At 63.2% G+C, this 26,271-nt stretch carries 28 protein-coding genes; 9 read left to right on the top strand and 19 right to left on the bottom strand.

Going from position 1 to position 26,271, the window contains the following annotated elements; all coding sequences use genetic code 11:
* Positions 1-83: 83 nt before the first annotated feature.
* Both AC1RT2_RS08760 and AC1RT2_RS08755 read right to left on the bottom strand, forming a co-directional pair.
* Positions 84-686 carry a glutathione S-transferase C-terminal domain-containing protein gene (locus AC1RT2_RS08760; protein ID WP_493101142.1) on the bottom strand — a complete coding sequence of 201 codons (603 nt, stop codon included), beginning with the start codon at positions 684-686 and terminating at the stop codon, positions 84-86.
* An 89-nt stretch (positions 687-775) separates the two neighbouring features.
* The gene (locus AC1RT2_RS08755) at positions 776-1,714 is read right to left on the bottom strand and encodes a GlxA family transcriptional regulator (RefSeq protein WP_493101140.1); all 939 of its coding nucleotides are present in this window, start codon (positions 1,712-1,714) and stop codon (positions 776-778) included.
* 47 nt (positions 1,715-1,761) lie between these two features.
* Here AC1RT2_RS08755 and AC1RT2_RS08750 point away from each other — a divergent pair, with 47 nt between their 5' ends.
* Complete coding sequence (locus tag AC1RT2_RS08750; RefSeq protein WP_493101138.1) at positions 1,762-2,361, top strand: SRPBCC domain-containing protein; 600 nt, start codon at positions 1,762-1,764, stop codon at positions 2,359-2,361.
* On the opposite strand, the gene AC1RT2_RS08745 is transcribed toward AC1RT2_RS08750, so the two are convergent.
* The 3 genes from AC1RT2_RS08745 to AC1RT2_RS08735 are packed head-to-tail and all read right to left on the bottom strand — an operon-like array spanning position 2,358 to position 3,605.
* Positions 2,358-2,783, bottom strand: a complete 426-nt coding sequence (locus tag AC1RT2_RS08745; RefSeq protein ID WP_493101136.1) for a GFA family protein — start codon at positions 2,781-2,783, stop codon at positions 2,358-2,360. The genes AC1RT2_RS08750 and AC1RT2_RS08745 overlap by 4 nt on opposite strands.
* A 10-nt stretch (positions 2,784-2,793) precedes the next feature.
* Positions 2,794-3,252 (bottom strand): SRPBCC family protein, encoded by a 459-nt coding sequence (locus AC1RT2_RS08740; RefSeq protein WP_493101134.1) that lies wholly within the window; start codon positions 3,250-3,252, stop codon positions 2,794-2,796.
* An 11-nt stretch (positions 3,253-3,263) separates the two neighbouring features.
* A complete protein-coding gene (locus AC1RT2_RS08735; protein WP_493101132.1) occupies positions 3,264-3,605 on the bottom strand; it encodes an ArsR/SmtB family transcription factor in 342 nt (113 codons plus the stop codon).
* 130 nt (positions 3,606-3,735) lie between these two features.
* Between AC1RT2_RS08735 and chrA the strand changes: the two genes are divergently transcribed.
* Positions 3,736-5,136 (top strand): chromate efflux transporter, encoded by a 1,401-nt coding sequence (gene chrA / locus AC1RT2_RS08730; protein ID WP_493101130.1) that lies wholly within the window; start codon positions 3,736-3,738, stop codon positions 5,134-5,136.
* Positions 5,137-5,140: 4 nt separating this feature from the next.
* Here the strand turns inward: chrA and AC1RT2_RS08725 are convergent, their stop codons facing one another.
* Positions 5,141-5,698 (bottom strand): helix-turn-helix domain-containing protein, encoded by a 558-nt coding sequence (locus AC1RT2_RS08725; protein WP_493101128.1) that lies wholly within the window; start codon positions 5,696-5,698, stop codon positions 5,141-5,143.
* A 76-nt stretch (positions 5,699-5,774) separates the two neighbouring features.
* On the opposite strand from AC1RT2_RS08725, the gene AC1RT2_RS08720 reads away from it, so the two are divergent.
* Together AC1RT2_RS08720 and AC1RT2_RS08715 are read left to right on the top strand one after the other, a co-directional pair.
* Positions 5,775-6,911 (top strand): aminotransferase, encoded by a 1,137-nt coding sequence (locus tag AC1RT2_RS08720; RefSeq protein ID WP_493101126.1) that lies wholly within the window; start codon positions 5,775-5,777, stop codon positions 6,909-6,911.
* Between the two features lie 178 nt (positions 6,912-7,089).
* Complete coding sequence (locus AC1RT2_RS08715) at positions 7,090-7,236, top strand: DUF1127 domain-containing protein (RefSeq protein WP_069059815.1); 147 nt, start codon at positions 7,090-7,092, stop codon at positions 7,234-7,236.
* A gap of 426 nt (positions 7,237-7,662) precedes the next feature.
* Here the strand turns inward: AC1RT2_RS08715 and AC1RT2_RS08710 are convergent, their stop codons facing one another.
* From AC1RT2_RS08710 to AC1RT2_RS08665, 10 genes are all read right to left on the bottom strand, one after another.
* Complete coding sequence (locus AC1RT2_RS08710; protein ID WP_493101268.1) at positions 7,663-8,370, bottom strand: AAA family ATPase; 708 nt, start codon at positions 8,368-8,370, stop codon at positions 7,663-7,665.
* Between the two features lie 157 nt (positions 8,371-8,527).
* Positions 8,528-9,616: a protein-glutamate methylesterase/protein-glutamine glutaminase gene (locus AC1RT2_RS08705; protein ID WP_493101123.1), complete on the bottom strand. Its 1,089-nt coding sequence runs from the start codon at positions 9,614-9,616 to the stop codon at positions 8,528-8,530.
* Entirely contained in the window at positions 9,616-10,467 is an 852-nt protein-coding gene (locus AC1RT2_RS08700) for a CheR family methyltransferase (RefSeq protein ID WP_493101121.1), read from the bottom strand. Before AC1RT2_RS08700 ends, AC1RT2_RS08705 begins: the two co-directional genes overlap by 1 nt.
* 16 nt (positions 10,468-10,483) lie before the next feature.
* Positions 10,484-10,978, bottom strand: a complete 495-nt coding sequence (locus tag AC1RT2_RS08695) for a chemotaxis protein CheW (RefSeq protein WP_493101120.1) — start codon at positions 10,976-10,978, stop codon at positions 10,484-10,486.
* A 2-nt stretch (positions 10,979-10,980) separates the two neighbouring features.
* Positions 10,981-12,789, bottom strand: coding sequence for a methyl-accepting chemotaxis protein (locus AC1RT2_RS08690; protein WP_493101118.1), 1,809 nt, complete (start codon positions 12,787-12,789; stop codon positions 10,981-10,983).
* Between the two features lie 194 nt (positions 12,790-12,983).
* Positions 12,984-14,687 (bottom strand): methyl-accepting chemotaxis protein, encoded by a 1,704-nt coding sequence (locus AC1RT2_RS08685; RefSeq protein WP_493101116.1) that lies wholly within the window; start codon positions 14,685-14,687, stop codon positions 12,984-12,986.
* Positions 14,688-14,734: 47 nt separating this feature from the next.
* The gene (locus AC1RT2_RS08680) at positions 14,735-15,226 is read right to left on the bottom strand and encodes a chemotaxis protein CheW (RefSeq protein ID WP_069059808.1); all 492 of its coding nucleotides are present in this window, start codon (positions 15,224-15,226) and stop codon (positions 14,735-14,737) included.
* The gene (locus AC1RT2_RS08675; protein WP_493101114.1) at positions 15,223-17,223 is read right to left on the bottom strand and encodes a chemotaxis protein CheA; all 2,001 of its coding nucleotides are present in this window, start codon (positions 17,221-17,223) and stop codon (positions 15,223-15,225) included. The genes AC1RT2_RS08680 and AC1RT2_RS08675 overlap by 4 nt, the downstream gene beginning before the upstream one ends.
* On the bottom strand, positions 17,220-17,588 hold the full coding sequence (locus tag AC1RT2_RS08670; RefSeq protein ID WP_160862378.1) for a response regulator: 369 nt from the start codon (positions 17,586-17,588) through the stop codon (positions 17,220-17,222). Before AC1RT2_RS08670 ends, AC1RT2_RS08675 begins: the two co-directional genes overlap by 4 nt.
* Positions 17,588-17,914, bottom strand: a complete 327-nt coding sequence (locus AC1RT2_RS08665) for an STAS domain-containing protein (protein WP_493101112.1) — start codon at positions 17,912-17,914, stop codon at positions 17,588-17,590. Before AC1RT2_RS08665 ends, AC1RT2_RS08670 begins: the two co-directional genes overlap by 1 nt.
* Positions 17,915-18,277: 363 nt before the next feature.
* Here AC1RT2_RS08665 and AC1RT2_RS08660 point away from each other — a divergent pair, with 363 nt between their 5' ends.
* From AC1RT2_RS08660 to modC, 4 genes are all read left to right on the top strand, one after another.
* Positions 18,278-20,002: a chemotaxis protein gene (locus AC1RT2_RS08660; protein WP_150129946.1), complete on the top strand. Its 1,725-nt coding sequence runs from the start codon at positions 18,278-18,280 to the stop codon at positions 20,000-20,002.
* Positions 20,003-20,170: 168 nt separating this feature from the next.
* A complete protein-coding gene (modA, locus tag AC1RT2_RS08655) occupies positions 20,171-20,944 on the top strand; it encodes a molybdate ABC transporter substrate-binding protein (RefSeq protein WP_069059803.1) in 774 nt (257 codons plus the stop codon).
* A 225-nt stretch (positions 20,945-21,169) separates the two neighbouring features.
* Positions 21,170-21,871 carry a molybdate ABC transporter permease subunit gene (gene modB, locus AC1RT2_RS08650; protein WP_069059802.1) on the top strand — a complete coding sequence of 234 codons (702 nt, stop codon included), beginning with the start codon at positions 21,170-21,172 and terminating at the stop codon, positions 21,869-21,871.
* The gene (gene modC, locus AC1RT2_RS08645) at positions 21,868-22,941 is read left to right on the top strand and encodes a molybdenum ABC transporter ATP-binding protein (protein ID WP_493101109.1); all 1,074 of its coding nucleotides are present in this window, start codon (positions 21,868-21,870) and stop codon (positions 22,939-22,941) included. The genes modB and modC overlap by 4 nt, the downstream gene beginning before the upstream one ends.
* A gap of 610 nt (positions 22,942-23,551) precedes the next feature.
* On the opposite strand, the gene AC1RT2_RS08640 is transcribed toward modC, so the two are convergent.
* Together AC1RT2_RS08640 and aptA are read right to left on the bottom strand one after the other, a co-directional pair.
* Positions 23,552-23,911 carry a winged helix-turn-helix domain-containing protein gene (locus AC1RT2_RS08640; protein WP_069059799.1) on the bottom strand — a complete coding sequence of 120 codons (360 nt, stop codon included), beginning with the start codon at positions 23,909-23,911 and terminating at the stop codon, positions 23,552-23,554.
* A 58-nt stretch (positions 23,912-23,969) separates the two neighbouring features.
* Positions 23,970-25,307: an omega-aminotransferase AptA gene (aptA, locus tag AC1RT2_RS08635; protein WP_493101106.1), complete on the bottom strand. Its 1,338-nt coding sequence runs from the start codon at positions 25,305-25,307 to the stop codon at positions 23,970-23,972.
* 145 nt (positions 25,308-25,452) lie between these two features.
* Between aptA and AC1RT2_RS08630 the strand changes: the two genes are divergently transcribed.
* A complete protein-coding gene (locus AC1RT2_RS08630) occupies positions 25,453-26,001 on the top strand; it encodes a cupin domain-containing protein (protein ID WP_493101104.1) in 549 nt (182 codons plus the stop codon).
* A 53-nt stretch (positions 26,002-26,054) separates the two neighbouring features.
* Here AC1RT2_RS08630 and AC1RT2_RS08625 read toward each other — a convergent pair whose 3' ends face one another.
* Positions 26,055-26,243, bottom strand: coding sequence for a YegP family protein (locus AC1RT2_RS08625; protein ID WP_069059796.1), 189 nt, complete (start codon positions 26,241-26,243; stop codon positions 26,055-26,057).
* Positions 26,244-26,271 lie beyond the last annotated feature (28 nt).

Below are 26,271 nucleotides of genomic sequence, written 5' to 3'. Positions count from 1 at the left end.
CGACAGTCGCCGGAACCGTCGCCCTGCGCCGGCGGCCCGACCCTAGCGGATCGCGCCTCCGGCGCAACGCTTTTTCTAGACGGTTATGCCGCGACGCCAAGCGGCTCGACCGCCTCCTTGTCCAGCACTGCCCGCACGGCCGGCCGCGCCTCGATCCGCCCTGCGAGCCCGCGCAGTACTGCCGGCACCTCGATGCCGCACATCGCAGCCCATCGCAGCATGACATAAAGAAAGGCGTCGGATGCGGTGAAATGCGTACCGAACAGATAGTCGCCGTCGACACGCGAAGCGATCCACTGGAACCGGCGGGCAAGCGTCTCGGACAGCCACGCCTTTTCCTCTTCGCTTTCGCTGAAGAACAGCCGCACGAAGGGCTTTTGCAGTTCGGTGGAGATGAAGGCGAGTATTTGCAGGTGACGCGTGCGGCCGAGCGGTCCGTCAGGGACAAGGCCGTCGCCCTGCATGGCGATCCAGTCGAGCAGGGCGACGTTTTCGGTCAGCAACATATCGTCGTCGAAGACGAGCGCCGGCACGTAACCGTTCGGATTGATCGTCTCGTAGCTGCTACCGTCCTCCAGTTTGTGCTGAAAAATATCGACCTTGTGCGGACGGAAGGGGAGGCCGGTTTCGTGCAGCAGGATATGCGCGGCCTGGCTGCAGGCGGTGGGGGCGTAATAGAAATCCATCTCTCGTCTCCTTGTTGATGAGGCGAGTGTGACGGCGATCGGTCAGGATGGTCAGAGGCAAACGCGCTGCCTTCGGGGCAAATGCGCCACTAATCGCCGAGGGCGCGAAGGCGATTGCGCTGGCGATATTGCGCGGGCGTCACGCCGACGCGGCGGCGGAAGAGTTTGCGAAAGAAGGTCGGGTCCTCGTAGCCGACGGCAACGGCGATCTCCTCGATGGCGGTCGGCTCGGTCTCGAGCATCTGCTTGGCCTCCTCTATGCGCATCGCCTGTACATAATCCACCGGCGCATATCCCGTTGCGGCCTTGAACTGCCGCTTGAAGGTGCGTTCCGCCATGCCCGAGCGTGCGACCATCGCCGTCACCGGATTTGTGGTCGCGTAGTTGTCGGCAAGCCAGGTCTGTACGTCGGCAATCGCCGCATTGCCGTGCTGGCGCGGCCGGACCATGGCGGCAAAAGGAAGCTGGCCATCGCCGCGATCACCGATGAGAAAAAGCCGGGCGATGCGCGCCGCTTCCTCCGCACCGCAGAAGCGGCCGATGAGATAGAGCGCCAGGTCTTGCCAGGACGAGGCGCCACCGGTCGTGATCAAGCGTCCGGCCCGTCCACTGTCGCAGAGAATGCGCTCCGGCCGGAATTTCACCGCCGGATAACGATCACGAAAAACGTCTGCCATGATCCAGTGTGACGCCGCCTCCGTGCCGTCGAGAAGGCCGGCTTCGGCCAGCAGCACCGCGCCGCTGCATGCCGAACAGACGAGTGCATCGACCTCGATATGTCGGCGAACCCAGCCGATCTCCTGCGCCCAGCGGCCTTCCGGCGACATGCCTGGATCGAGATGGATGTCGCAGATGATCACAATGTCGGCGGCGCCGTCCACGAGCCCCTGTTGCGGCGTCACGCGCAGGCGACTGCCCGTCTCATACGCGCCTGTCTCGGCTGCAACGAGCGTCGGACGAAGGCTGCGTAACGCGTTTGGGCCACGGCCGGCTTCGCCCAGAACCTCGTGCAGGCCATAAGGCGCCATGGTGCCGCTCTCGGGAAGCGAAAGGATGGCGACGGTCAGGGGACCGGTTGGTCTGGGTCGTGATGGCATGGCCGGAGTTTGGCACATTTGCCCCGAATGTGTCGAGAACGTCTCTACACGGCAAAGGCGGGCCGCGTCATGCTTTCCTCATCATCAATCGCAGAAGAGAGAACGTCATGGGCATCGAACAGGGAACCGTCGACATCACGAAAACCTTTGCCGCACCGGTCGCGAGCGTCTTTGCGGCTTGGGCGGAAGAAGCGGCGCAGCTGGTCTGGGGTGATCCCGGTCCGGACTGGCAAATGCATTTCGAGCGCTTTCGTTTCACCGTCGGCGAAAGCGACATCTGCCGCTTCGGGCCAAAAGACGGCCCGATTTATCTGAATGAAAACCACTATCTGGAGATCACGCCGGATAACCGCATCGCCTATGCCAGCACCTTGCGGGAAGAGGGTGTGCTCACTTTCGCTGGCACGGTCGTCGTGACCTTCGCACCCGCGCAGGGCGGCACACGCATGCGTCTCATAGAGCAGGGTCTCTATTTCGACGGCCGTGACAAGGCGGACGATCACCGCGCAGGGTGGCGGGCCATGCTGGAGGCTATGGATTCGTACCTCCAGCAAGGCGCGCACCCTGCCGGGCGCTAAAGGTGTGCCCGTAGGCCTTCGGGCGGCGGATTGAAGAAATCGTCCGCCAGCCCATTCTCGTAGATGACCGGCGCGGCGCTGAACTCTTCCTCGGAGACGTCGTCGAGCGTGCCGGCATTGATGCAGTAGAAATGCCCCATGAAGTCCTTGTGATAGCCGCGCGAAAAGGGGCGGATGCCGCAGCGCTTGCAGAAATAGTGGTCGACATCGCCCACCGGCCAGCCGGATTTGTCGGCGCGGTAGCTGACAAGGTGGTCTTCGCCGGAAAGCAGCTTGAAATCCTCGCGCTTCGTGAAGGTTTTCAGCATGCGCGTGCGCCGGCAGAAGGAGCAGTTGCAGCGCCGGAGGCCCTCATCGAAGTCGAGCACGCATTCGTAGCGGATGGCGCCGCAATGGCAGCTGCCGTGATAGGTCTTCTTCATCGGTTCCTCCTCAGGCCTGATTTTGCAGGATGTAGGCGACGAGCCGGTCGAGGCATTCGCCCCAGCCCTCGGCATGGCTGTCGCGGGATTCGGTGGTGTCAAAGGGCGTCTGCGCAAAGGTCAGCCGCGTCCTGGTCCCCAGATCGTCAAAGGTGACGGTCACCAGCGTGTCCGGCCCGTCCTCCTCGGTCCAACGGAAAGTGAAGACGATGCGGCGGTTCTCGACGATCTCGCGATAGGTGCCGCCCATCGGGTATTCCTCGCCCTCCGGCGACCGGATGACGGCCGACCAGGCACCACCGGGACGAAAGTCCATACGAATGGAATGGGGCGTGAAATCCTTCGGCCCCAACCAGCGGGCCATGTGCTCCGGCGAGGTCCAGACCCTGAAGACGAGCGACGCGGGCGCGTCGATCAGGCGCTCGATGACAAGGCCGATCGGTTCTGCGGGTTTGGTGGTCTGCTGCATGGTCTTCCTCCTCAGCTCTTCTTGTCCGGGTCGCCGGCCTGCAATTCCTTGAGATAATCGTCGAGCCGGTCGAAGCTCGCCTCCCAGAAGTGTCGGTAGTTGGAGATCCAGCGGTTCGCGATCTTCAGCGGCGCGGCCTCCAGATGGCAGGGTCGCCACTGGGCGGTGCGGCTGCGCGTGATGAGGCCGGCAGTCTCCAGCACCTTCAGGTGCTTCGAGACCGCGGGAAGGCTCATGGCGAAAGGGGCGGCGATTTCGTTGACTGTCGCATCCCCTTCGGAAAGTCGTGCGAGGATCGCCCGGCGTGTCGGGTCCGCAAGGGCGGCGAAGGTCAGGCTCAACGGGTCGCTCACATCATTTATCCATCAGGTTAATTAACTTATGAGTTTAATACTGCCGCCGACCCAGTCCGTCAAGCCCGGCCGCGACTTGACAGGGGAGGGGGCCGCTGCGATCGATCGTGGCGGCAAGGGAGATTTTTTGATGAGCGACAGCGTGGCCACGTCCGCCGATCTGCCGGAGCCGCCCGGCCACGGCGTGCCCTTCGGTGAGGCGTTGCGTGTGTGGGCGCGCGTCGCGGCCCTCAGCTTCGGCGGCCCGGCAGGGCAGATCGCGGTCATGCACCGCATCGTCGTCGATGAAAAACGCTGGATCGGCGAGAGCCGTTTCCTGCACGCGCTGAACTACTGCATGCTGCTGCCCGGGCCGGAGGCCCAGCAGCTCGCCGTCTATATCGGTTGGCTGATGCACCGTACGGCCGGTGGCCTTGCCGCCGGCCTGCTGTTCATCCTGCCGGGTTTTCTGGCAATCCTGGCACTGAGCTACATCTACGTCATCTTTGGCGATGCGAGCGTGGTCGAGGGCCTGTTCTTCGGCCTCAAGGCAGCGGTGCTGGCGGTGGTCGTGCAGGCGGTGTTCCGCATCGGCAGCCGCGCGCTCGCCAATCCGGCGATGATCGCCATCGCCATAGGTGCTTTCATCGCCATCTTCGCCTTCAAGGTGCCGTTCCCGCTCATCGTCCTCGTTGCTGCCATTGTGGGCTATCTCGGCTCGAAATCCGGGTCGCGGCTTTTCCGCACCCTGGGCGGCCATGCGGCCGCCAGGGGGGCCGTGCTTCAGGATCGTGATTCGCTGCTTGGCGAGGCGACGCCTGCCCATGCCCGCCCCAACCTCGCCTGGTCCCTGAAGATTTCGGCTGCACTTCTCTGTCTCTGGCTCGGGCCTGTCCTGCTGATCTGGTTTTTCGCTGGCGGAAACAACGTCTTCGCAGAGATCGGCACCTTCTTCAGCAAGATGGCAGTCGTCACCTTCGGCGGTGCCTATGCGGCGCTCGCCTATGTCGCGCAGGAGGCGGTTCAGCACTATGGCTGGCTTAGCCCCGGCGAAATGCTCGATGGGCTCGGCATGGCTGAGACCACGCCGGGACCGCTCATCATGGTGCTGCAATTCGTCGGCTTCCTCGGCGCCTATCGCAATCCGGGCAGTCTCGACCCCATGACGGCCGCGACGCTGGCCGCAATTCTCACCACCTGGGTCACATTCGTACCGTGCTTCCTCTGGATCTTCCTCGGCGCGCCCTTCATCGAAAAACTGCGCGGCAATGTGGCGCTCTCCGGTGCCATGTCGGCCATAACCGCGGCCGTCGTCGGCGTCATCCTCAATCTCGCGGTCTGGTTCGCCGTGCACACGCTCTTTGCCGATGTGACGGTGTTTGCCGCCGGGCCGCTGCACGTCGAACTGCCGGTCGTGGCAACGATCATCCTGCCCGCGGCGCTGCTTGCTGCGGCGGCGGCCTTCGCGCTCTTCCGCCTCAAGACCTCGGTATTGCTGACGCTCGGCCTGTGCGCCCTCGCCGGGATGGCCTGGACGCTGCTGGTCGGCTGAGGCATCAGGAAATCACGTTGCGTATGAAGCGCACCGTTTCGGTGCCGGGATTGGCATAGGCATAGCTCCGGTCGGTGCCGTAGACGGCGAAGGTGCCGGCCGCATAGCTCTTCGCGGTGCCGGAAAGCTCCAACTGCAGCGTGCCTTCCGTCACGAACACCATCTCGTGCCAGCCTGCCGGATCGGGCTCGGCGTCGTAGCGCTCGCCAGGTCCCAGCGACCAGAGCCACATCTGCGTCTCCTTCGTCGCCGGCGCCGAGCCGAGCAGCACTGCGGTGCTTTCAGGATCCGTCCCCCGCCACGTCACCTCGTTGATCTCGGCGGAGGGGGCTTGGGCTGGATCGCGCACCAGATCGACAAAACCGACACCGATCGCGCCGGCGAGCTTGTCCAGACTGGACAGGCTGATATTCGCGTCCCCCCCTTCGAGGGCAACGATCATGCGTCGGCTGATGCCGGAGGCTTCCGCCAGCGCCGCCTGGCTGAGGCCTGCTGCCTGCCGCAGGCGCCGCAGATTGCCGGAGACATGGGCGAGTACGTCGCCGCGTTCTTGACTGTGCAATATATTGCTCATATCGTCCCGATATTGAATGGGCGGCACTGCCGCATGCCGCCTTCTAACCCGAAAGGACCCGGCCATGAAGATACGCGATTTCGGTGTTGAAATCTGGATGAACCGTTACGAGAACCACTGCGAGTTGAACCTCGCGGAAACCTGCGTGGAATCGCTGACCGTTGCGGAACTCCTGGATATGGCCGGCAAGCGCGAGGATATTCTCGCGGAACTCCTGCCGATGAAGCTGACCTACGGCGCCATCGAAGGCAGCGAGCGGCTGCGCGGCCTCATCGCCGGCATGTACGAAAAACAGGCGCTCGAAAACGTCGTCGTCACCCACGGCGCGATCGGCGCCAATGCGCTGGTGCACGAGACGCTGGTGGAACCGGGCGACCGGGTCATCTCGGTCCTGCCCACCTACCAGCAGCACTATTCCATCCCGGAAAGTTTTGGCGCGGACGTGCAGATCCTGAAGCTCACGGCCGAGCAGGGCTTCCTGCCGGATCTCGCGGAATTGCGCCGCCTCGCGACGCCCGGCACCAAGCTCATCTGCCTCAACAATCCGAACAACCCGACCGGCTCGCTGATGGATCGGGAGTTCCTGCTTGAGGTCGTCGAGATCGCGCGGGGCTGCGGCGCCTGGATCCTCTGCGACGAGGTCTATCGCGGCACCGACCAGCACGGCAACGGCATCACCGCCTCGATCGCCGATCTCTACGAGAAGGGCATCAGCACCGGTAGCATGTCGAAAACCTATTCTCTCGCGGGATTGCGTCTCGGCTGGATCGTCGGGCCGAGGGACCTGCTGCACGCCGTCTCGATCCACCGCGACTACAATACGATCAGCGTCGGCATGCTGGACGACCATTTCGCCGCCATCGCACTGGAAAACCGCGACAAGATCCTCGCCCGCAGCCACGCCATCACCCGGACCAATCTGGCCATCCTTGCCGAATGGGTGGACGGTGAACCGCTGATCTCCTGGGTGAAGCCGAAATCGGGCACGACGGCATTGCTGAAATACGACCTGCCGCTCACCTCCGAGGCTTTCTGCATCAAGCTCCTGGAATGCACCGGCGTCATGCTGACACCCGGCAGCGCCATGGATATGGAGGGGCACCTGCGCATCGGCTACACGAATGGCGAGGACGTACTGCGCGAGGGTTTGAAGCGGATTTCGGCTTTTTTGGCAGAGGAACGGGCCGTTTTGGCTGCCTGATAGTTGGTTTTCCGCCCGTTTCCTGAATAAAAGCTTAAAAGACCCATGCATCAATCGCATGGGTGGCGTGCCGGCTTAGCGCTGTTCCGCATTGCAGCATAAAGCTATAAAGCGGGCATCGAAAGACGCGGCGCCACGGACCGGTGCCGAACAGAGAGCCTCACGAAAGGGGATCATCATGAACATGGCACGTTCCTTCAGCAATTGGCGCAAGTACCGTCAGACCATCAACGAACTCGACCGCATGAGTGCACGCGAACTGCGCGATCTCGGCATCGAGCGCTCGGAAATCAAGTCGGTCGCCCGCGCCGCCGTCGGTTTCTGATCGACCGCCGTCATACGGCAGAATTTTGAAGACGCCCGCCCCTCGGCGGGCGTCTTCGCATATGCGAAGAGTTGTATCCGAAACAGGATTGGTTCGGGAAGTTGAGATATTCGGTACGCGCATAACGCATAGCTGCATTGCAAAACGATGCCTATGAAATGATCAAGAATCGAATATAGTCATATTTATCGAAGCAACGTACCTCCTCCCACGAAGCTTCGATGTTGCAGAAGGCCCACTCCTCCTCCCAGGGCTGACTGCGGGAATGGCGACACTCCTCCTCCCAGTCGTCATTCGGTTCTATCGGAAAGCCTGCCGCACCTCCTCCCGCGGCGGGCTTTTCCATTTCTGGACCCTCCCTCTCTCAAAATGAAAAAAAGGCCGCGGAAACCACGGCCTCTCGAAATTTACAGGGCGAAGACGCTGTCAGGCGACGCTTCTGAGGATCGGCGCGTCGGCGTATTGGGCCTTGGGGATCTGTTTCAGCACTTCCAGCGCCAGCGCCCGGGCGTTTTCCTGCGCCTTGTCGAGATTGCTGACGCGTTTTGAATCCATGGTGTAGAGCGTCCCGCCGCAGCCGAACATGTCGCGGAAAGCGGCGCGTTCGATGATCGGCGTTTCGAGCAGGTGCACCCGGCGGGCAGCGAGCAGCTCCTTTACGGCCGTCATGGCGCGCGTCGTCACCATGGAGTTGACGCGGGTCAGGACGACCGAATGGCGGATGCGGATATCGGCCTTGTCTTCGAGATATTGCAGCAGCTCGATGACATTTGCGCCGCCCTGCGCATCCATGGCGGAGCCCTGCACGGGGATGAGCACGTAGTCTGCGTATCCGACCGCCTTGGCAAGCAGCGAGCTACGCGAACCGGGCAGGTCGATCAAAACGAAATCGGCGCGGGCCTTCTGCTCCTGGAGCTGGCGGTCGATCGTGCTCATGGTGACGTAGGGCACGACGCTCAGGCGATTGCCGAGCAGACCCTCGGAATTCTCATACCAGCGGGTGATCCAGTGCTGCGGGTCGGCGTCGAGCACCGAGACGCGGAAGCCAAGGCGGGCAAGCTCGGTCGCAAGCAGCAGCACGGCGGTGGTCTTGCCGGCGCCGCCCTTGGTGTTGGCGAAGGTGATGACAGGCATGATGGTCCCCGGATCGGTTCTTGAGTCGGTCATCGCTCCTGCAACTGCACCATGCATGGTGCATGGCCATCCTCTTCCATTATGGTTAATGCCAGGTGAAAATCGAAATAGTCGACGTATAGTTTCGGGCAAAAACAAAAGGATAGGGTGCGTGCACCTATCGCCGGCGGTCGGCGGCGAGGATCTCGCGGGCGAGCTGTTCCAGCGGCAGGATACGATCGACGCCGCCATGGGCGATCGCCTCCTTCGGCATGCCGAAGACCACGGACGTCGCCTCGTCCTGCGCGACAGTATAGGCGCCGGCCTGGTGCATCTCGGCCATGCCGCGCGCGCCATCGTCGCCCATGCCCGTCATGATGACGCCCATCGCGTTGCCACCGGCCGAACGGGCAGCGGAACGGAAGAGCACATCGACGGACGGCCGGTGACGGGAGACGAGGGGGCCTTCGCGCACCGCGACGTGGTAGCGCGCACCTTGCCGCTCCAGCATCATGTGCTTGTCGCCGGGCGCGATCAGCACATGGCCGCGCAGAACCGGATCGCCGTGCACGGCCTCCTTGACCTCGACTTCGCACAGGCTGTTCAGCCGTTTGGCGAAAGCGGCGGTGAATTTCTCCGGCATGTGCTGGACGATGACAAGACCGGGCGAGTTTGCCGGCAGCTGCTCGAGCATGACACGGAGCGCCTCCGTGCCCCCGGTAGATGCGCCAACGCAGGCCACCATTTCCGTCGTCTTCGCCATGGCGCGGCCGGAAGGTGGCGGTAGCACGGCGTCGGCGGTGAGTTTTGCCGTCGGGCCTGAAGGCACGGCGGCTCGTCGGTGAGAGCCGATGCGGGCGACGGCCGCGCCCTTCACCGCCTCGCGGATGCGCACGCCCGATTCGGCGAGATGGTCGGCCGCACCGATCTTGGGCTTCAGGATGATATCGACAGCACCGGCCTCCAGGGCCTGCATCAGCGTTTCGGAGCCTTCCTCGGTGAGCGAAGAGCACATGACGACGGGGATCGGCCGCTGCGACATCAGCTTGCGCAGGAAGGTGATGCCGTCCATGCGCGGCATTTCCACGTCCAGCGTGATGACGTCGGGGATTTCTTCCTGGATTTTCTTGGCGGCCATGAACGGATCGGAGGCCGCCCCCATCACCTCGATCTCCGGATCCTGCTCCAGCACATGGGTCAGTGCCTGGCGCACGCTTGCCGAGTCGTCGATGATGAGAACGCGGATTTTCTTGACCGGAAGGGGCATCAGATCTTCTTGAAAACCGTGTTGGCGACCTGGCGCACCGGCAGGGTGATGCCGGTGACCGTTTCGGAGTGGCCGACATAGAGGAAGCCGCCGGGCACGAGGCAGTCGCAGAGCCTCGACAGCACCTTCGCCTGGGTTGGCTTGTCGAAATAGATTAGCACGTTGCGGCAGAAGATCATGTGCATCGGCTCGCCCACCTTGTAGGCGCTGTCCATGAGGTTGAGCCGCGCAAAGCCAACCGTCGAGCGCAGGCGCGGATGGATGCGCACCTCGCCGCGCGCGGCATCCCGGGACGTCATGACATACTGGCGCTTCATGTCGGCAGGGACGGGCTGGACCATGTCGCGCGGATAGACGCCGCGCCGCGCCGCTTGCAGCACGTCGGTCGAAAGATCGGTGGCGAGGATGCGGTAGTCGAGGCCGGGTTGGCCATCGATGAAATCCTGCAGCACCATCGCCATCGTATAGGGTTCCGCGCCGATCGAGCAGGCGGCGCTCCACAGCCGCAGCCGCTTATGGCCGGCCGCGACGATTTCCGGCAGGCCGGTTTCGGTCATGTAGTCGAAGTGTTTCGGCTCGCGGAAGAAATCGGTCTTGTTGGTGGTCACGGCATCGATGAGGAAGATCGCCTCCTTGTCGATGCCGCCACGCTTGAAGAGGTAGTCGCAATAGTCGTTGAAGTTGGGGATGCCGGTCGCCCGGAGCCGTCGCCGCAGGCGGCCTTCCAGCATCGTCAGCTTCGTTACCGGCATCTTGATGCCGCTATAGTCATAGATGTAGCGTGACAGGGCATCGAAGTTCCGGCTGCTCAAGCCTTCCTCCGCCCCATGCGCCCGCAATGCTGCTCCCACGCCCGTTCTCCTGAAATTATGCCGTGGCGGCGAGGCGGTTGGCGCTGCCCATCATCGCGACTTCCGCGCCCGAGAACAGGCGCGCAAGATCGACGATGACGACGAATCCGCCGTTCCGGCGCACCACGCCTGAAATGTAGTCGGATCGCCAGCGCACGCCGATATCCGGCGCACCCTCGATTTCCTCTTCGCGGAAAGGAATGACCTCGAAGACCCGGTCGGCGACGAGGCCAAGCGTGAGGGTCTTGTCGCCCATCGGCACATCGAGCACGAGGGCCCGCGTGTGCGGCGTCTTCTCCGTCTTCGTCATGCCGAGACGAAGACGGAGATCGATGACCGGCACACCCTGGCCCCGCACATCCCGAAGCCCGAGCAGATAGTCCGGCCCGTGCGGGATCTTGAAGGCATCCTCATGGTCGAGGATTTCCCGCACCACCGAGACCGGCACGGCAAAGACCTCGTTTTCGAGACTGAAGGTGACGAACTGGGATTCGGAGGACGTGCCGGCCATGATTATGCGCTCTCCCTGAAGTCTGCGTCGTCGGCATCCGGGCCGCCCATCGACATGTCGAGGGCAAAGCCGCGGGCGCGAGCCTGCTGGGCATTGACGCTGTTGTCGGACTTGCGAACCTGTGCTGTGACGGACTTGGCGACCGGGCGTGTCGGTACCGGTGCCGGGCGGCGCTGGGCAACCATCGGTGCGCTGGAGGCGCGGTCGACACGGAAGAAGGCAATCGAGGTCTGCAGCTCCTCGGCCTGGGCGGCAAGCTCTTCCGACGTGCCGGACATTTCTTCCGAGGCGCCGGCATTCTGCTGGGTCACCTTGTCGAGTTGCTGGATCGCCTCGTTGATCTGCGAAGCGCCGATATCCTGCTCGCGGCAGGCAGCGGAGATTTCGGAAACCAGCTCGGCGGTCTTGCGGATATCCGGCACCAGGCGGTTCAGCATTTCACCGGCTTCGGTCGCGACGGAAACCGTCTGGCCGGAGAGCGTGCTGATTTCGGCGGCCGCCGCCTGGCTGCGCTCAGCGAGCTTGCGCACTTCCGAGGCGACGACGGCAAAACCCTTGCCATGTTCGCCGGCACGGGCCGCTTCCACGGCGGCGTTCAAGGCGAGCAGGTCGGTCTGGCGGGCGATTTCCTGCACGATGGAAATCTTCTCCGCGATGGTGCGCATGGCGCCGACGGCGCGGCCCACCGCTTCACCCGAAGCCTCGGCGTCCTTGGCGGACTGGCGGGCGATCTTTTCGGTCTGGGCGGCGTTGTCGGCGTTCTGCTTGATGTTGGAGGCCATTTCTTCCATCGAGGCGGAGGCCTCTTCGGCGGACGACGCCTGTTCGGTGGCACCCTGCGAAAGCGTTTCCGAGCTGGCGGACAGTTCCTGGCTACCGGACGATACGTTGTCGGCGGCCGACAATGCGTCGGAGACGACGCCCCGCAGGCGCTCGACCATGCTTTCCAGCGACAGGCCGAGCGTATCCTTGTCGGACAGCGGCTTCGGCGTCACGGTCAGGTCGCCGTTGGCGATCTGGTCGGCAATCGACGCGGTGTTGCGCAGGTTGCCGGTCATGACGTTGATCGTGTCGACCAGATCCTTGATCTCGTCATTGGTCTTGATTTCGATATTCTGGTTGAGGTCGCCGATGGCGACGGCTGCCGTGGCGGCCTGGATCTTGCGCAGGCCAGTGTTGATGCCGAGCGCAATCCAGACGGCGGCGCCGACGGCGAGCAGCAGCGCGGCGCCCGAGATCGTCAGGATGAGGTTGCGCGTGCTGGCGTACTGCTCGTCGGTATCGTGGTCCGCCTTCGTCATCAACGCCTTGTTGGACTCGATGCGGTTGTTGATTGTCTCTTCGATTTCGTCCATCAGGCGCCGGCCTTCGCCGGTCACGATGCGGATGGCCTCGGCCGAATTGCCGGACGCGACGAGCGAGCGGAGCTGGTCGTCGACGCGGATCAGCTGCTTTTCCTTCTCCGCGACCGCCTGCCATTGCTGGATGGCGGCGGGGTCGGTCGACAGATCGATCAGGGCCTTGAGTGTTCCCTCGAAGCGCTGCCTGTTGCGGTCGCTGGATTCGGTATGGGTCGCGATGTCCCGCTGGTTCGTGGCGGTGGCGAGGTTCATCTGGGCGCGCGCCAGGCGAAGCTGGTAGTTCGCGAGGTTCTGCGCAGTCTCGAGGCGGGCGGACGGGCCCGCGATCATGTCGGAAATCGCCTGATTGAGCGAAGACAGGCTCATGATGGCATAGGCGGACGTGCCGGCCATCATCAGAATGATGACGCCGAAGGCAATGGCAAGTTTCAGTTTAATGGTAAGGCGCATCTCGAATAGGTCTCCTTGTCGCAGATGCCGTATTGGTGGCAGGGCACCCGAAACGACGGGGCCCGTTACGCGCGAAGACCGATACACTCACCCTTCCGCGGGCCGCGGGAAGGCGGCCCTTTTTTGCCAGCGCTACACGCGCTGGGTCGATTTGGCAGCGCACCCGTTGCCGGGTGCGCTGCCATTGTTTCCAATCAGGCGCTTTCGCGGAAATCCGCGTCGTCGGCGTCGGGGCCACCCATCGACATGTCGAGGGCGAAGCCATTGCCGCGCGTTGCCTTGGCGCTTGTCTGTGCGGAGCGGTAGGCCGGGGAAGCGGCCGGTCTCTTGATGGTAACAGGTGCAGCCATCTTCGCCGCCGTCGCCCGCAGCTTGCCTACGTGGTTCGGTTGTTCCTTGCGCGAGGCGTTGTCGACGCGGAAGAAGGCGATGGAGGCCTGAAGCTCTTCCGCCTGGGCGGCCAGTTCTTCCGACGTGGCGGACATCTCTTCGGAGGCGCCGGCATTCTGCTGGGTTACCTTGTCGAGCTGCTGGATCGCCTCGTTGATCTGCGAGGCGCCGATATCCTGCTCGCGGCAGGCCGCGGAGATTTCGGAAACCAGCTCGGCGGTCTTGCGGATATCCGGCACCAGCCGGTTCAGCATTTCGCCGGCTTCGGTCGCGACGGAAACCGTCTCGCCGGAGAGCGCGCTGATTTCAGCGGCCGCTGCCTGGCTGCGCTCGGCAAGCTTGCGCACTTCCGAGGCGACGACGGCAAAACCCTTGCCATGTTCGCCGGCACGGGCCGCTTCCACGGCAGCGTTCAAGGCGAGCAGGTCGGTCTGGCGGGCGATTTCCTGCACGATGGAAATCTTCTCCGCGATTGTGCGCATGGCCGTGACGGCGCGGCCGACGGCCTGGCCGGATGCTTCCGCGTCCTTGGAAGACTGGCGGGCGATCTTCTCCGTCTGGGCGGCGTTGTCGGCGTTCTGCTTGATGTTGGAGGCCATTTCTTCCATCGAGGCGGAGGCCTCTTCGGCGGAAGACGCCTGTTCGGTGGCACCCTGCGAGAGCGTTTCCGAGCTTGCCGACAGTTCCTGGCTGCCGGAGGAAACGTTGTCGGAGGCCGAAAGTGCATCGCCGACGACGCCGCGCAGGCGGTCGATCATGGTGTTGACGTGGCCGAGCAGATCACCGATCTCATCGCGGTTGGTTATGACAGCCGTCTTGGTCAGATCGCCTTCCGCGACATCACGAACGGCGCCGACGGCGCGATTGAGACCGCGGCTGATGGTGAGCGAGATCCACACGGCTGCAATGACGGCCACCAGGAAGGCTGCGACCGCAACGGCAATCATGATTATGCGGGTCGAAGCGTATTGTTCTTCGGAGGAGATACCCGCCTCTTTCAGGCGGCCGCGCTCCAGCGCGATGATCTCTTCGAGCAGCTTGTCGATTTCGGCGACAGTGGCGCGGTTTTCGGTGACCGAGATTTGCAGCGCGGCGGGGATGTTGCCCATCTTGGCCAGCGCGCGGATGCGGTCTTCCTGCTTGTTGTATTCGGCGTCCAGCGTGCGCACCTGGTTCCAGATAGCCCGGCCTTGCTCCGTCGCCTTGGCTTCAGCCGCCGAAAGGGCCTCGCCGAAGCCGATGCGATGGGCGTCGCTCTTGTCGAGCGCGTCCTTGGCTTCATCGGGATTGGCGGCGAGCAGCAGGTTCTTCTGCTGGCGGATTTGCTGGAGTTGCTCGCTATAAATCGTCATTGCCAATTGCAGGCGTTCGGACGGGCCGGTCAGGATGCCGTCGAGCGTGTTGTTCAGCGTCCCAAGGCTGAGGATACCGTAGGTGGCCGTGCCGCAAAGCATAAGGATGAGGAAGCTATAGGCCAGAACCAGCTTCGATTTGATTGTCATGCGCATCTAAATATCTCCTCAAAAAATTGGTGAGAAACGCTTAGGGGACGGGTTCAGTGCTCGTGCCGGAACGTGAAGATCGCGTGCATGTTGGGCACGATGATAAAGTCACTGTCGCGCTTGACCAGGCAGTCGATATAGTCCGCCCGCCAGCGCATTCCGACGCTTGGCGGCGGTTCGCTGGCTGTCTTGCTCAAGGTCGTCACCTCGTTGACCTTGTCGGTCCGCACGCCGATCAGCACGGGCTCGCCGTCCAGTTCGAGTTCGATGACGATGATGCGGCTGTCATTGGTAACCGTTGTCGCTTCCATGCCGAACGCAATGCGGATGTCGGCAAGCGGAATGACGCGTCCCCGGAAATTCAGGATGCTTGCGACGAAGGGACGAGCCCCCGGCACAGGCGTTTCAGGCAGAAGGTCGAGGATTTCCCGCACCATCACTGCTTCGATGGCGAAGGTTTCCCCGGCGATATCGAAGGTCAGGACCTCCAGTTCGTCGTTTTCGTTCCAGTTGGTGACGTCAACTTTTTTCAGAGCCTGGTTCATCCTGCCGCGCGCAATTGCGCCTCCCGCTGTTGTCCCGCGCTGACCAGATGGGCCACGTCTAGGATCAGCGCGACACTGCCATCGCCGAGGATGGTCGCACCCGAGAAGGTCGCAATATCATGGTGCAGTTTGGACATGGCCTTGATGACCGTCTGGTGGTCGCCGATGATCTGATCGACGACGAGGCCGACGCGCTCGGTGCCGGTCGAGATGACGACGATCTTCTGGTAGGGGTCGGGCTGGGTGCCGGTGCGAAACTGGTCGCGCAGGCGCAGGAACGGCACGAGGCTGTCGCGCACCGAGATGAAGCTGCGGCCGTGCGAGCGAAGATCGTCTTCGAGTGACAGTTCCAGGCATTCCTCGACCGCCGAGAGCGGGATGACGTAGCAGCCCTGGCCGACGCGCACGAGAAGCCCCTCGATGATGGCGAGCGTCAGCGGGATGCGCAGCGAGACTTGCGAGCCTTCGCCGGGGTTGCTGGTGATGTCGATCGCGCCGCGCAACGCCTCCACCGTCTTCTTCACGACATCCATGCCGACGCCGCGGCCGGAGAGGTTGGTGACGGTTTGAGCAGTGGAAAACCCCGGCTGGAAGATCAGCTGGAGCAGCTCCTGGTCGGTGAGGGCCGCACCCGGCTGGATGATGCCCGAGGCTTCCGCCTTGGCGCGCACCCGCTCGCGGTTGATGCCGCGGCCGTCGTCCTTGATGGTGATGATGACCTCGCCGCCTGTCTGGTGCGCCGAGAGGATGACCTTGCCCTTGGCGTCCTTGCCGGCGGCGAGGCGCTCTTCCGGCTGTTCGAGGCCATGGTCGATCGAGTTGCGCACGAGGTGCACGAGCGGGTCGGCGAGGCGATCGATGACCGTCTTGTCGACTTCCGTGGTCTCGCCCTCGGTGATGAGTTCGATCTCCTTGCCGGTCTCGCGCGAAAGGTCGTGCACGAGGCGGCGGAAGCGGCTGAAGAGGCTGGCGACCGGCATCATGCGCAGCACCATCATCGTGTCGCGCAATTCGCCGGACAGTCGCTCGATTTCTTCCGAGACGGAGCGCAGGCCGAGATCGGTCGCCGTGCCGGCAAGCTGGGTGAGGCGGGACTGGGCAATGACGAGTTCGCCGACGCGGTCCATCATCTCGTCGAGCCGTTCGGCCGGGACGCGGACGTTTTCGGCGGATTTCGCCTGCTTGGAATCGTTGGCCGCCTGGATAGCCGGCGCTTCGCGCTCGGTAACGACCACGGCTTTCGCCACCGGCATGTGTACCGGGGCTGCGACCGGCTGGTCCACGGTGATGTCCGTGATCTCCAGTGCCATGTCGTCCATGACGAAAATGAACACGTCCTCGATATCGCTGCGCGGCTTTTCGGTCTTCAGCGCCACGTCCCAGGCGAGATGGATGTCGCGCGGGTCAAGGGTGGCAAGTTCCGGCACCTTCGTCGTGTCGGCGATGATCCGGCAGTCGCCGAGGTCGCGCATTTCATCGAGCAGGCCGAGCGGATTGGTGCCGTTCGCCATGGCATTGGCCGGCAGGCTGAAACGGATTCGCCATTCACGCAGGCCACCAGCCTCTTCGGCCACCGGAGCGGCTGCTGTAACGCTGGCGCTGGCAACGGGGGCAGGGGAACCGGCGCCGTTGACCGCGCGGTGCAGGTTGTCGAGCAGAGCGGCGCTCATCGCATCGTGGTCGCCGTTCGGTGTTTCGAGCAGCGCGCGCATGTGGTCCTGCGCGGACAGCACCGCCGAGACCAGCTCGTGGGTTGCCGGCACATCGCCCTTGCGCACCCGGTCGAAGGCGGTCTCGCAATGGTGGGTGAAGGCGGCGAGCGCCTCGAAGCCGAACATCGCGCCGGAGCCCTTGAGCGTGTGCAGCCCACGGAAGACGGCGTCGATCTGGTTGCGGTCTTCAAGGCTGCGCGTCAGATCCAGCAGGCCGGACTCGATCTGTTCCAGCAGTTCGGCGGCTTCTGTCCGGAAGACTGAGATCGGGTCCGGGTTGTTCATTTGCCGAGGACCTTCTTGGCGATCTTGACGAGACTTTCCGGATCGAACGGTTTGGTGAGCCAGCCGGTGGCGCCGGCGGCCTTTGCCTGCGCCTTGATTTCGCCGTCGGATTCGGTGGTGAGAAAGATGACCGGAACGCCCGTATGCGCGGGCAGCTTGCGCAGCTCGCGGATCATGGTGAGGCCGTCCATGTTCGGCATGTTGAGGTCGGTGACGACGAGGTCGTATTCGCCGGCCTTCAATTTGTTCAGGCCGTCGAGGCCATCGACCGCTTCGGTCACGGCATAGCCGGCATTGCTGAGGGTGACCCGCGTCGTCAGCCGGATGCTGGCGGAATCGTCAACGGTCAAGATTTTCGCGGACATCAATTCGTCTCCTGATGCAACCAGAAATGTGCGGCTTCGGGCGTCATGTCGTCGAGGAAGCCGCCGCGCTTCAGCACGTCGTAAAGGTCTCCCGTCGCAGGCCGGGCAAGTAGAATGCGCCCCGCTTGCATCTCTGCCTGTTTGCGCGCGGCCGTAACGAGTTGGACAAAGCTGAGGTCGATCTGCGCCTCTTCATCAATATCCAGAACGGCAGTCGTGTTTTTGCTTAGAAAGTCCAAGATCAGCTCCTGGACTGCCACTATATTCTTGATGGTGAGCGTCGCCGGTAAGGTTAACGGCGCGTCACCGGGCAGGGGCGATGACATGGAGGCCTCAATATGCGTTTTTAAGGAAAGTATTTCCCGCCACAGATTCCCCAGTCAGGCTTAATGAACGGTAAAGCGCGGTTGCTAAATTCATCCGTTGGTAGTCCGTCTGTAAAAATACAACACCTCTCGCAACGGCAGGTAAATCTGATAAATTATTGTTTTCAATGTAAATTTAGAAATTTAGATATGATAGATATTATTTCTAAATCCCTAATTCTAGGGATGGCTGCATCTTCGGGTAGCAGGGCGGAAAACGGCCCGATGCAGCGGGATTCTACTACATAAGGAAAAGCGAATTTACTGCGCGTTACATTGTTCTCCCTAGGGTGCCCTCACAGAATCTTGTGAGTGGGGTATAGCGTGTCAGGATCAACGAGCGCAGTTCGCATCGAGCGGCAGACGGCTGAAGCGGAGCTCGTATCCCGCCTCGAAGGGGCGCGATCCCGCATCGAGCAACGGTTCCTCGATGGCGGCGTGGTGCTGCTCTCCGTACTCGATCTCCTTAACCGCATGGTCGCGTCGCTGGAAAAGCTCTCCGGCTCTCTCGACGACGAAACCGCCGACGCGACGATCGCCCGGCTTGTCGCGACCATCGACCAGCTCAGCGCACTGCCTGGCACCGAGGAAACGCGCCAGCAGCATCTCGCCCATATCGCCGTCACGGAAAAGTCGCTTGGCGGTTACATCGCGGACATGCAGGAAACATTGCGCTACCTGCGCACCTTCGCGACGACGGCGAAGATCACCGGCGCGGCCATTCCGGATTTCGCAGGCTTTGCGGATGAGATTCTCGCGCGCATCCAGTTCGGTTCCGGCGAGGTCAACGCGCTCGGCGCGAAGATCGGTACACTCGGCAGCGTGATCGGCGCGGCTTCGGTGGGGGGCGGGCAAGCGCTGGAGCGTTTCCACCGCAGCGTTCCCGACATTGCCGGCAACCTCTCGCGCAATGCCGCCGACCTCACCGCCCAGCGCCGCCATCTGTCCCAGCTCGCCGGCAAGGTCGGCGCCTCGGCCCGCCGCGTACAGGGCAAAGTGGCGACGACGTTGTCGTCCATGCAGATCGGCGACATCACGCGCCAGCGCATCGAACATTGCCAGTCCGCCTTCGGCTTCCTCGACGATTATCTGGGGGCATCCGCGCTGGATAGTGCCGCCGCCGCGCGCCTTACCGCGCTGGTGCGTCATCTCGTGCACGAGCAGCTTATCGAGATCGCCCGCGATTTCGAGCGGGAATGCAAAACCGTCGTCGGCACGATCCGCAGCTTTGGCGCGGATATCGATGGGTTGATGGTGCTTCATGGCGACATGGATTCCGGCGACGGCCGCTCTGCCGACCGCGCCATGCGCACGCTGGAGGCCGATATCACCGCCGCGCGCGCGGTGGTTGGAGATATCGAGCAGGCGGCCGACAAGGCCAATGCGCTGGGGTCGAACACGGTCGAGACCGTGCAGGAGTTGCTGAAGGGCGTGAAGACCATTCAGCTCGTGCGCACCGACATCCACTACATGGCGCTCAACACCAACCTGCGTTGCGGCAAGCTCGGCGAAGAGGGGCGGGCGATCAATGTCGTGACGGCGGAGCTGCGCACCTTCTCCGGTCAGCTCGACGATACCGCCGAGCGCATCCTGACGACGCTGCAATCGCTGAAAGGCGACGCCAGCAAGCTTGGTGAGGCGGGCGCAGGCGCAGGGGGCTCGCTTGATGCCCATCTCGAAGAAGTGCTCCACCATATCCGCCGTGCGGGTGACCGCATGGAGGAGGACATGGAGGCGTTGCGCGCCTGCGGCGCGGATATGTCCGCCAAGGCGGGCCGGATCATCGGCGACCTCGACTTCAACGCGGAACTCGGCGACGTGCTCGCCGATTGCTCGGCACGCGCGGGCGAATTGATCAGCCATGACCTGCCTGACATGACCGGCCTTGAAGAGGCGCTCGACGATCTCGGGAGCCGCATCGCGCGCAGCTACACCATGGTGTCCGAGCGCGAGATTCACGCCCGCATCTTCGGTACGACCGTCGAGATGCCGTCGGTGCCCGCTGCCGGCCAGAGCGACGAAGACCTCTTCGACGACGCCCTGTTCTAGGCGCCCGTTTCCGCGCCGCCGCTTGGTTTCGCTGGCGAGCCTTTCCGATCGATCCCCTGTGGTCAGTTTCACTATATTTTTGAAAATATAGCGCTGGCCAAGCCGTAAGTGTCGATATATTCAAAGAGATATCACGCTGCCGGAAAAGCAGGAAAAGGGAGAACAGGAATGAACCGTCGTCTGCTTCTGAAACTCGTCGTCGCCGCCTTCGCGGCCCTGCCACTCACCCTGCCGGCTGCGGCCGCAGAAAAGGTCACGATCTTCGCCGCGGCGAGCCTGAAGAATGCGCTGGATGCCGCAAATACCGCCTGGCAGAAGGAAAGCGGCAACGAGACGACGGTTTCCTACGCCGCCAGCTCGGCACTCGCCAAGCAGATCGAGGCCGCTGCACCCGCTGATCTCTTCATCTCGGCCGACCTTGCCTGGATGGACTATGTCGCTGAAAAGAAGCTGATCAAGGACGACACGCGCTCCAACCTGCTCGGCAACCGCATCGTGCTCGTGGCACCAAAGGACAAGGCGACGACCGTCGAAATCAAGGACGGTTTCGACCTCGCCGGCCTCGTCGGCGACGGCAAACTCGCCATGGGCGCGGTCGACAGCGTTCCGGCCGGCAAATACGGCAAGGCGGCGCTTGAAAAGCTCGGCGTCTGGTCTGCCGTCGAAGGCAAGGTCGCCGGCGCGGAAAGCGTGCGCGCAGCCCTTGCGCTCGTCTCGCGCGGCGAGGCGCCCTACGGCATCGTCTACCAGACGGACGCAGCCGCCGATCCGGGCGTTGCCGTCGTCGGCACCTTCCCGGAGGACAGCCACCCGCCGATCATCTACCCGGTCGCCATCCTCTCGGAATCGAAGAGTGCCGCCGCTGCCGCCTATCTCGACTTCCTGAAGTCCGACAAGGCCGCCCCCTTCTTCACCGAACAGGGTTTCTCGATCCTGAAGTAACACGAGCCTCGCAACAGCCCCGGGCGCTAAACCCGGGGCTCAGTGTGTTGACAGGTCTCACCCCACGCACGTCGTCATCCTCGGGCTTGACCCGAGGATCCACTCGGCAGCCGTGGCATGGATGGTCGGGTCAAGCCCGACCATGACGGAGGTAAGGTTTTCGGGCCTTGTCACGGTCTGGCCCGGTCTCGATGCCCGGGCCACTTGTATTTCGAAGGAACCCGCGTGGACTGGCTTGCCTTGAGCGATGAGGAATGGACGGCGATCCGGCTGAGCCTCAGGGTCTCGACGGTGGCGGTGCTCGTCAGCCTGCCGCTCGGCATTGTCGTGGCGCTGGCGCTGGCGCGCGGCCGCTTCTGGGGCAAGTCGCTGTTGAACGGCATCGTTCACCTGCCGCTCATCCTGCCGCCGGTCGTCACCGGCTTCCTGCTGCTCATCCTGTTCGGTCGGCGTGGTGCCATCGGCTCCGTGCTTGACGAATGGTTCGGCATCGTGCTGTCCTTCCGCTGGACGGGGGCGGCGCTCGCCTGCGGCGTCATGGGTTTTCCGCTGATGGTGCGCTCCATTCGCCTTTCCATCGAGGCCGTGGACCGCAAGCTGGAAGAAGCCGCCGGCACGCTCGGCGCAAGCCCTTTCTGGGTCTTCCTCACCGTCACCCTGCCGCTCATCCTGCCCGGTGTGCTCGCCGGCATGATTCTCGCCTTCGCCAAGGCCATGGGCGAATTCGGCGCGACCATCACCTTCGTCTCCAACATTCCCGGTGAAACGCAGACGCTGTCGGCCGCCATCTACACCTTCACCCAGGTGCCGGGCGGCGATGCCGGTGCCATGCGGCTGACGCTGGTCGCCATCGCCATTTCCATGGCGGCGCTGCTTGCCTCGGAAGTCCTCGCCCAGCGCATCGGCCGCAAGGTGCATCTCGAATGAGCCTCATCGTTGAAGCCCGTCACCGGTTCGGCGACTTTTCGCTGGATGCGGCCTTTACCTCCGATGGCGGTGTCACCGCGCTTTTCGGTCGCTCCGGCTCCGGCAAGACATCGCTCGTGCGCATCATCGCCGGCCTCACGCGCCCCAAGGAAGGCCGTGTTCAACTCGGCGACGACGTGCTGGTCGATACCCGCCGCCGTCTCTTCATGCCGCCGCACCGCCGCCGCTTCGGTTATGTCTTTCAGGAAGCGCGCCTCTTCCCGCACCTGACCGTGCGCCAGAACCTTGCCTATGGTCGCTGGTTCGCCCCGAAAAGCGCGCGCACGGAAAACCCGGACCGCATCGTCGATCTGCTCGGGATCGGCGATCTGCTGGACCGACAGCCGGAGAACCTTTCCGGTGGCGAAAAGCAGCGTGTTGCCATCGGCCGCGCCTTGCTGGCATCCCCCCGTCTCCTCCTGATGGACGAGCCGCTCGCGGCCCTCGACGAGGAGCGCAAGGCGGAAATCTTGCCCTATCTGGAGCGTCTGCGCGACGAAGTCGGCATTCCCATTGTCTATGTCAGCCATTCCGTCGCAGAAGTCGCCCGTCTTGCCGACAAGGTCGTGCTGATGGCCGGCGGCCGCATCGAGGCGATCGGCCCGGCGTCCGACGTGCTCGGCGGCCCGCGCCTCGCCTCGGCCATGGAACGCCGCGAGGCCGGCAGCGTGCTCGCCGGCCATGTCGAGACGCGCGATGCCGAGCATGGCCTCGCTACCATCCGCCTCGATGGCGGTGCAGCAATCCAGGTGCCCGGCGCTGCCGTTTCGCCCGGCGAGATGGTGCGCATGCGCATTCCCGCCCGTGACGTCATGGTGGCGACGGTGCGCCCGGAAGGCCTGAGCGCTCTTAACATTATCGAGGGCACCATCGAAGCCATCGAGCCGGACGGGGAGGGCATGGCAAGCATCCGCATCGCCTGTGGCGGGGATGCCATCCGTGCTCGCATCACCGCGCTCTCCGTCGAGCGCCTTGCTCTGGTGCCCGGACGTGCCGTTCATGCCGTCATCAAAACGGTGGCGCTCGAGTAGGGCACTTGCAGCAAACGGGAGCCTCGAACCATTCCGCCAGATTTGTCATCGAGCGCGAAAAGGCGGGATGGTGATCAGGGTGTGGAACCGATAGCGTATGGCGGCGCACAGACCGCTTTCGGAGAGACGAGCCGATGCTTCATCACGTCGAGATCTATGTTTCCAACCTCGAGACGTCGCAAACCTTCTGGACGTCCCTGCTCGCACAGATCGGCTATGAAGAAAGCGGTCGTTGGGAGGACGGCTTCACGCTCGCCCATGGGACGAATGCCTATTTGACATTCGTGCAGGTCGCGGAAAGCATGCCCTTCGGCCCTATCACCGATGCAGTGTCGGCCTCAATCATCTTGCTTTTCGCGTGGAGGACAGGGAGACGGTTGACAGGCTCAGGCACTTTTGCCGGGAGAACGGCGTTTCCTGCCTCTATGGCGACCGATACCCGTTCGCAAATGGCGGAAGCGACTATTACGCACTGTTCATCGAGGATCCGGATCGGATCAAGGTTGAATTTGTCGCCGCCTCCGCTGCGGAGTGAGCGGCCACCGGGCAGAATCGACTGCATCACTGACCCAAAGGCAACGGAGCGACAGTCCGAAGCGCTTGAGAAAAGTCACTCGGCCAGATTAGCGACGAGCCACCCGATATCGTCGTCCAGTGCCGCGCGCGCCTTCTCTTCCATGGCGTGGTAATGGGCGATCAGCGCTTCGCCGAAGGGCGTCAGCAGCGCCCCGCCGCCCTGCTTGCCGCCGCGTTGCGATTCCACCACCGGCTGCTTGAACAGCCGGTTCATCTCATCAACGAGCAGCCAGGCGCGGCGATAGGACATGTCCATCGCCCGTCCACCCGCGGAAATCGAGCCGGTCTCCCGGATATGGGCGAGAAGCTCGATTTTCCCGCGCCCGATCCGCCCCTCCGGTTCGAACTGGAGCCGGAAGATGAGTTTCGGTTGGCTTTTGGCGGATGCTGACATGAAAAGGGCCCGTATGAATACGGGCCCAGATATAACAGCGTTTTGCGCGGAGGAAAGCTTATGCCGCGCGCTTCAGCGCATCGCCGAGGATCGAGACGATGTCTTCGAAATGCTGCTTTTCCGCAATCAGCGGCGGCGAGAAGGCGATGATGTCGCCGGTCACGCGGATCAGCAGGCCCTTCTCGAAGCAATCGACGAAGACGTCATAGGCGCGGGCGCCCGGTGCGCCATCGCGCGAGGCCAGCTCGATGCCGGCGATGAGGCCGATCGTGCGGATGTCGATGACATGCGGCAGGCCCTTCAGCGAATGCATCGCCGTCTGCCAGTCGTCCTCGAGGTCGGCCGCGCGAGTGAGCAGGCCCTCGTCGCGGTAGATGTCGAGCGTCGCGATACCCGCAGCACAGGCCGCCGGATGGCCGGAATAGGTATAGCCATGGAACAGCTCGATGGCGTTTTCCGGCCCATGCATCAGCGCGTCGTGCACCTTGCGGCTGGAGAACACCGCGCCCATCGGGATCGCGCCGTTGGTAAGGCCCTTGGCAGCGGTGACGAGATCCGGCGTCACGCCGAAATAGTCGGTGGCGAAGGAAGAGCCGAGACGGCCGAAGCCGGTAATGACCTCGTCGAAAATCAGCAGGATCCCGTGTTTGTCGCAAATGGCGCGCAGGCGTTCGAGATAGCCCTTCGGCGGGATCAGCACGCCCGTGGAGCCGGCAACCGGCTCGACGATGCAAGCCGCAATGGTTTCCGCGCCGTGCAGCGCGACCAGCCGTTCCAGATCGTCGGCAAGCTCAGCACCGTGCTCCGGCTGGCCTTTCACGAAGGCGTTCTTGGAAAGGTCATGCGTGTGGCGCAGATGGTCCGAGCCCGCCAGCTGCGGGAAGACGCGGCGGTTGTTGAGGATGCCGCCGACCGAAATGCCGCCGAAACCGACGCCGTGATAGCCGCGCTCGCGGCCGATAAGGCGCGTACGCGTGCCCTGGCCGATGGCACGCTGGTAGGCGATGGCCATCTTCAGTGCCGTGTCGACCGATTCGGAGCCGGAGCCCGTATAGAAAACGCGGTCGAGCTTGGCGCCTTCGGGGCCGGGGGCGATTTCCGCCAGCCGCTCGGCGAAGTCGAAGGCGATCGGATGGCCCATCTGGAAGGAGGGCGCGAAATCGAGCTGCATCAGCTGACGCTCGACGGCGGCAGCGATCTGCCGGCGGCCATGGCCGGCATTGACACACCAGAGCCCGGCGGTGCCATCGAGAACCTGGCGGCCATCGGCGCTCGTATAGTGCATGCCTTCGGCGCTCGCGAGCAGGCGCGGTGCGGCCTTGAACTGGCGGTTGGCGGTAAAGGGCATCCAGTAGCTGTCGAGCACCGGTTCGTTGGGCTTGTTGTGAACGTTCATGGCAGATCTCCTCTGATTGGGGCGATTGACGCCATGATTTGCGATGCCGAACAAGTCCTTTTCTGGTTGACGTCAAGCGATTGAAAATAAAGGATATGAAGAGCGATGTTTTCGCTATTTCGAACATCTAGAACAGGAAGCTGCCATGTCGGTCGATATCGGAGGCAGGCTGCGCCACCTGCGCATGGCCCACAACCTCTCCCAGCGCGAACTCGCCAAACGCACCGGCGTCACCAATTCGACGATCTCGCTGATCGAATCGAACGCCTCCAACCCATCGGTCGGTGCGTTGAAGCGCATCCTCGACGGCATCCCCATCGGCCTTGCCGAATTCTTCGCCTTCGAACCGGACCGCCCGAAAAAGGCGTTCTACCGCGTGGACGAGCTGACCGAGATCGGCAAGGGCGGCATTTCATATCGCCAGATCGGTGACAATCTGTTCGGCCGCAGCCTGCAGATCCTGAAGGAATGCTACCAGCCCGGCGCCGATACCGGAAAGGTCCCGCTGGTGCATGATGGCGAAGAGGGCGGCATCGTGCTCTCAGGCCGCCTCGAAGTGACCGTCGACGACGAGCGCCGTATCCTCGGCCCCGGCGACGCCTACTATTTCGAAAGCCGCCGCCCGCACCGCTTCCGCTGCGTCGGCCCGGTACCCTGCGAAGTCATCAGCGCCTGCACCCCGCCGACCTTTTGAAACGCAAAAAGCCCGCCGGCAGCAACCGGCGGGCTTTTCGAAATCAAAGCCGATCAGGCCTGCGGCGTCGTATTGTCTTCGACCGGTGCGCCCGGGCCGTTCTTCTTGATCGAATCAATGGCGTTCTGTGCGCTGGCCTTGCTGGAGTAACCTTCCGTCGCGAACATCACTTCGCTGTTGTACTTGAAGCGAACACGATATTCGCCAGCCTTGTCCTTGTAGATCTCGAACTTGTGCGCCACGGGCTTTCCTCCACGCAGATGAATCACC

The sequence above is a fragment of the Shinella sp. GW821-FHT11G07 genome (genome assembly GCF_058808115.1).
The sequence above is the reverse complement of the archived record's forward strand: the minus strand, read 5'-3'. Positions and strand labels throughout refer to the sequence as shown.

What these genes read in the sequence shown, in the direction of transcription:
- AC1RT2_RS08685 (WP_493101116.1), bottom strand. Translation starts at nt 14,687, where the DNA reads ATGCGCATGACAATCAAATCGAAGCTGGTTCTGGCCTATAGCTTCCTC.
- AC1RT2_RS08710 (WP_493101268.1), bottom strand. Translation starts at nt 8,370, where the DNA reads ATGCCTGTCATCACCTTCGCCAACACCAAGGGCGGCGCCGGCAAGACC.
- AC1RT2_RS08720 (WP_493101126.1), top strand. Translation starts at nt 5,775, where the DNA reads ATGAAGATACGCGATTTCGGTGTTGAAATCTGGATGAACCGTTACGAG.
- AC1RT2_RS08640 (WP_069059799.1), bottom strand. Translation starts at nt 23,911, where the DNA reads ATGTCAGCATCCGCCAAAAGCCAACCGAAACTCATCTTCCGGCTCCAG.
- AC1RT2_RS08670 (WP_160862378.1), bottom strand. Translation starts at nt 17,588, where the DNA reads ATGTCCGCGAAAATCTTGACCGTTGACGATTCCGCCAGCATCCGGCTG.
- AC1RT2_RS08745 (WP_493101136.1), bottom strand. Translation starts at nt 2,783, where the DNA reads ATGAAGAAGACCTATCACGGCAGCTGCCATTGCGGCGCCATCCGCTAC.
- AC1RT2_RS08760 (WP_493101142.1), bottom strand. Translation starts at nt 686, where the DNA reads ATGGATTTCTATTACGCCCCCACCGCCTGCAGCCAGGCCGCGCATATC.
- modC (WP_493101109.1), top strand. Translation starts at nt 21,868, where the DNA reads ATGAGCCTCATCGTTGAAGCCCGTCACCGGTTCGGCGACTTTTCGCTG.
- AC1RT2_RS08630 (WP_493101104.1), top strand. Translation starts at nt 25,453, where the DNA reads ATGTCGGTCGATATCGGAGGCAGGCTGCGCCACCTGCGCATGGCCCAC.
- AC1RT2_RS08705 (WP_493101123.1), bottom strand. Translation starts at nt 9,616, where the DNA reads ATGCCCCTTCCGGTCAAGAAAATCCGCGTTCTCATCATCGACGACTCG.
- AC1RT2_RS08680 (WP_069059808.1), bottom strand. Translation starts at nt 15,226, where the DNA reads ATGAACCAGGCTCTGAAAAAAGTTGACGTCACCAACTGGAACGAAAAC.
- AC1RT2_RS08715 (WP_069059815.1), top strand. Translation starts at nt 7,090, where the DNA reads ATGAACATGGCACGTTCCTTCAGCAATTGGCGCAAGTACCGTCAGACC.
- AC1RT2_RS08675 (WP_493101114.1), bottom strand. Translation starts at nt 17,223, where the DNA reads ATGAACAACCCGGACCCGATCTCAGTCTTCCGGACAGAAGCCGCCGAA.
- AC1RT2_RS08695 (WP_493101120.1), bottom strand. Translation starts at nt 10,978, where the DNA reads ATGGCCGGCACGTCCTCCGAATCCCAGTTCGTCACCTTCAGTCTCGAA.
- AC1RT2_RS08755 (WP_493101140.1), bottom strand. Translation starts at nt 1,714, where the DNA reads ATGGCGCCTTATGGCCTGCACGAGGTTCTGGGCGAAGCCGGCCGTGGC.
- aptA (WP_493101106.1), bottom strand. Translation starts at nt 25,307, where the DNA reads ATGAACGTTCACAACAAGCCCAACGAACCGGTGCTCGACAGCTACTGG.
- AC1RT2_RS08740 (WP_493101134.1), bottom strand. Translation starts at nt 3,252, where the DNA reads ATGCAGCAGACCACCAAACCCGCAGAACCGATCGGCCTTGTCATCGAG.
- AC1RT2_RS08690 (WP_493101118.1), bottom strand. Translation starts at nt 12,789, where the DNA reads ATGCGCCTTACCATTAAACTGAAACTTGCCATTGCCTTCGGCGTCATC.
- chrA (WP_493101130.1), top strand. Translation starts at nt 3,736, where the DNA reads ATGAGCGACAGCGTGGCCACGTCCGCCGATCTGCCGGAGCCGCCCGGC.
- modA (WP_069059803.1), top strand. Translation starts at nt 20,171, where the DNA reads ATGAACCGTCGTCTGCTTCTGAAACTCGTCGTCGCCGCCTTCGCGGCC.
- AC1RT2_RS08665 (WP_493101112.1), bottom strand. Translation starts at nt 17,914, where the DNA reads ATGTCATCGCCCCTGCCCGGTGACGCGCCGTTAACCTTACCGGCGACG.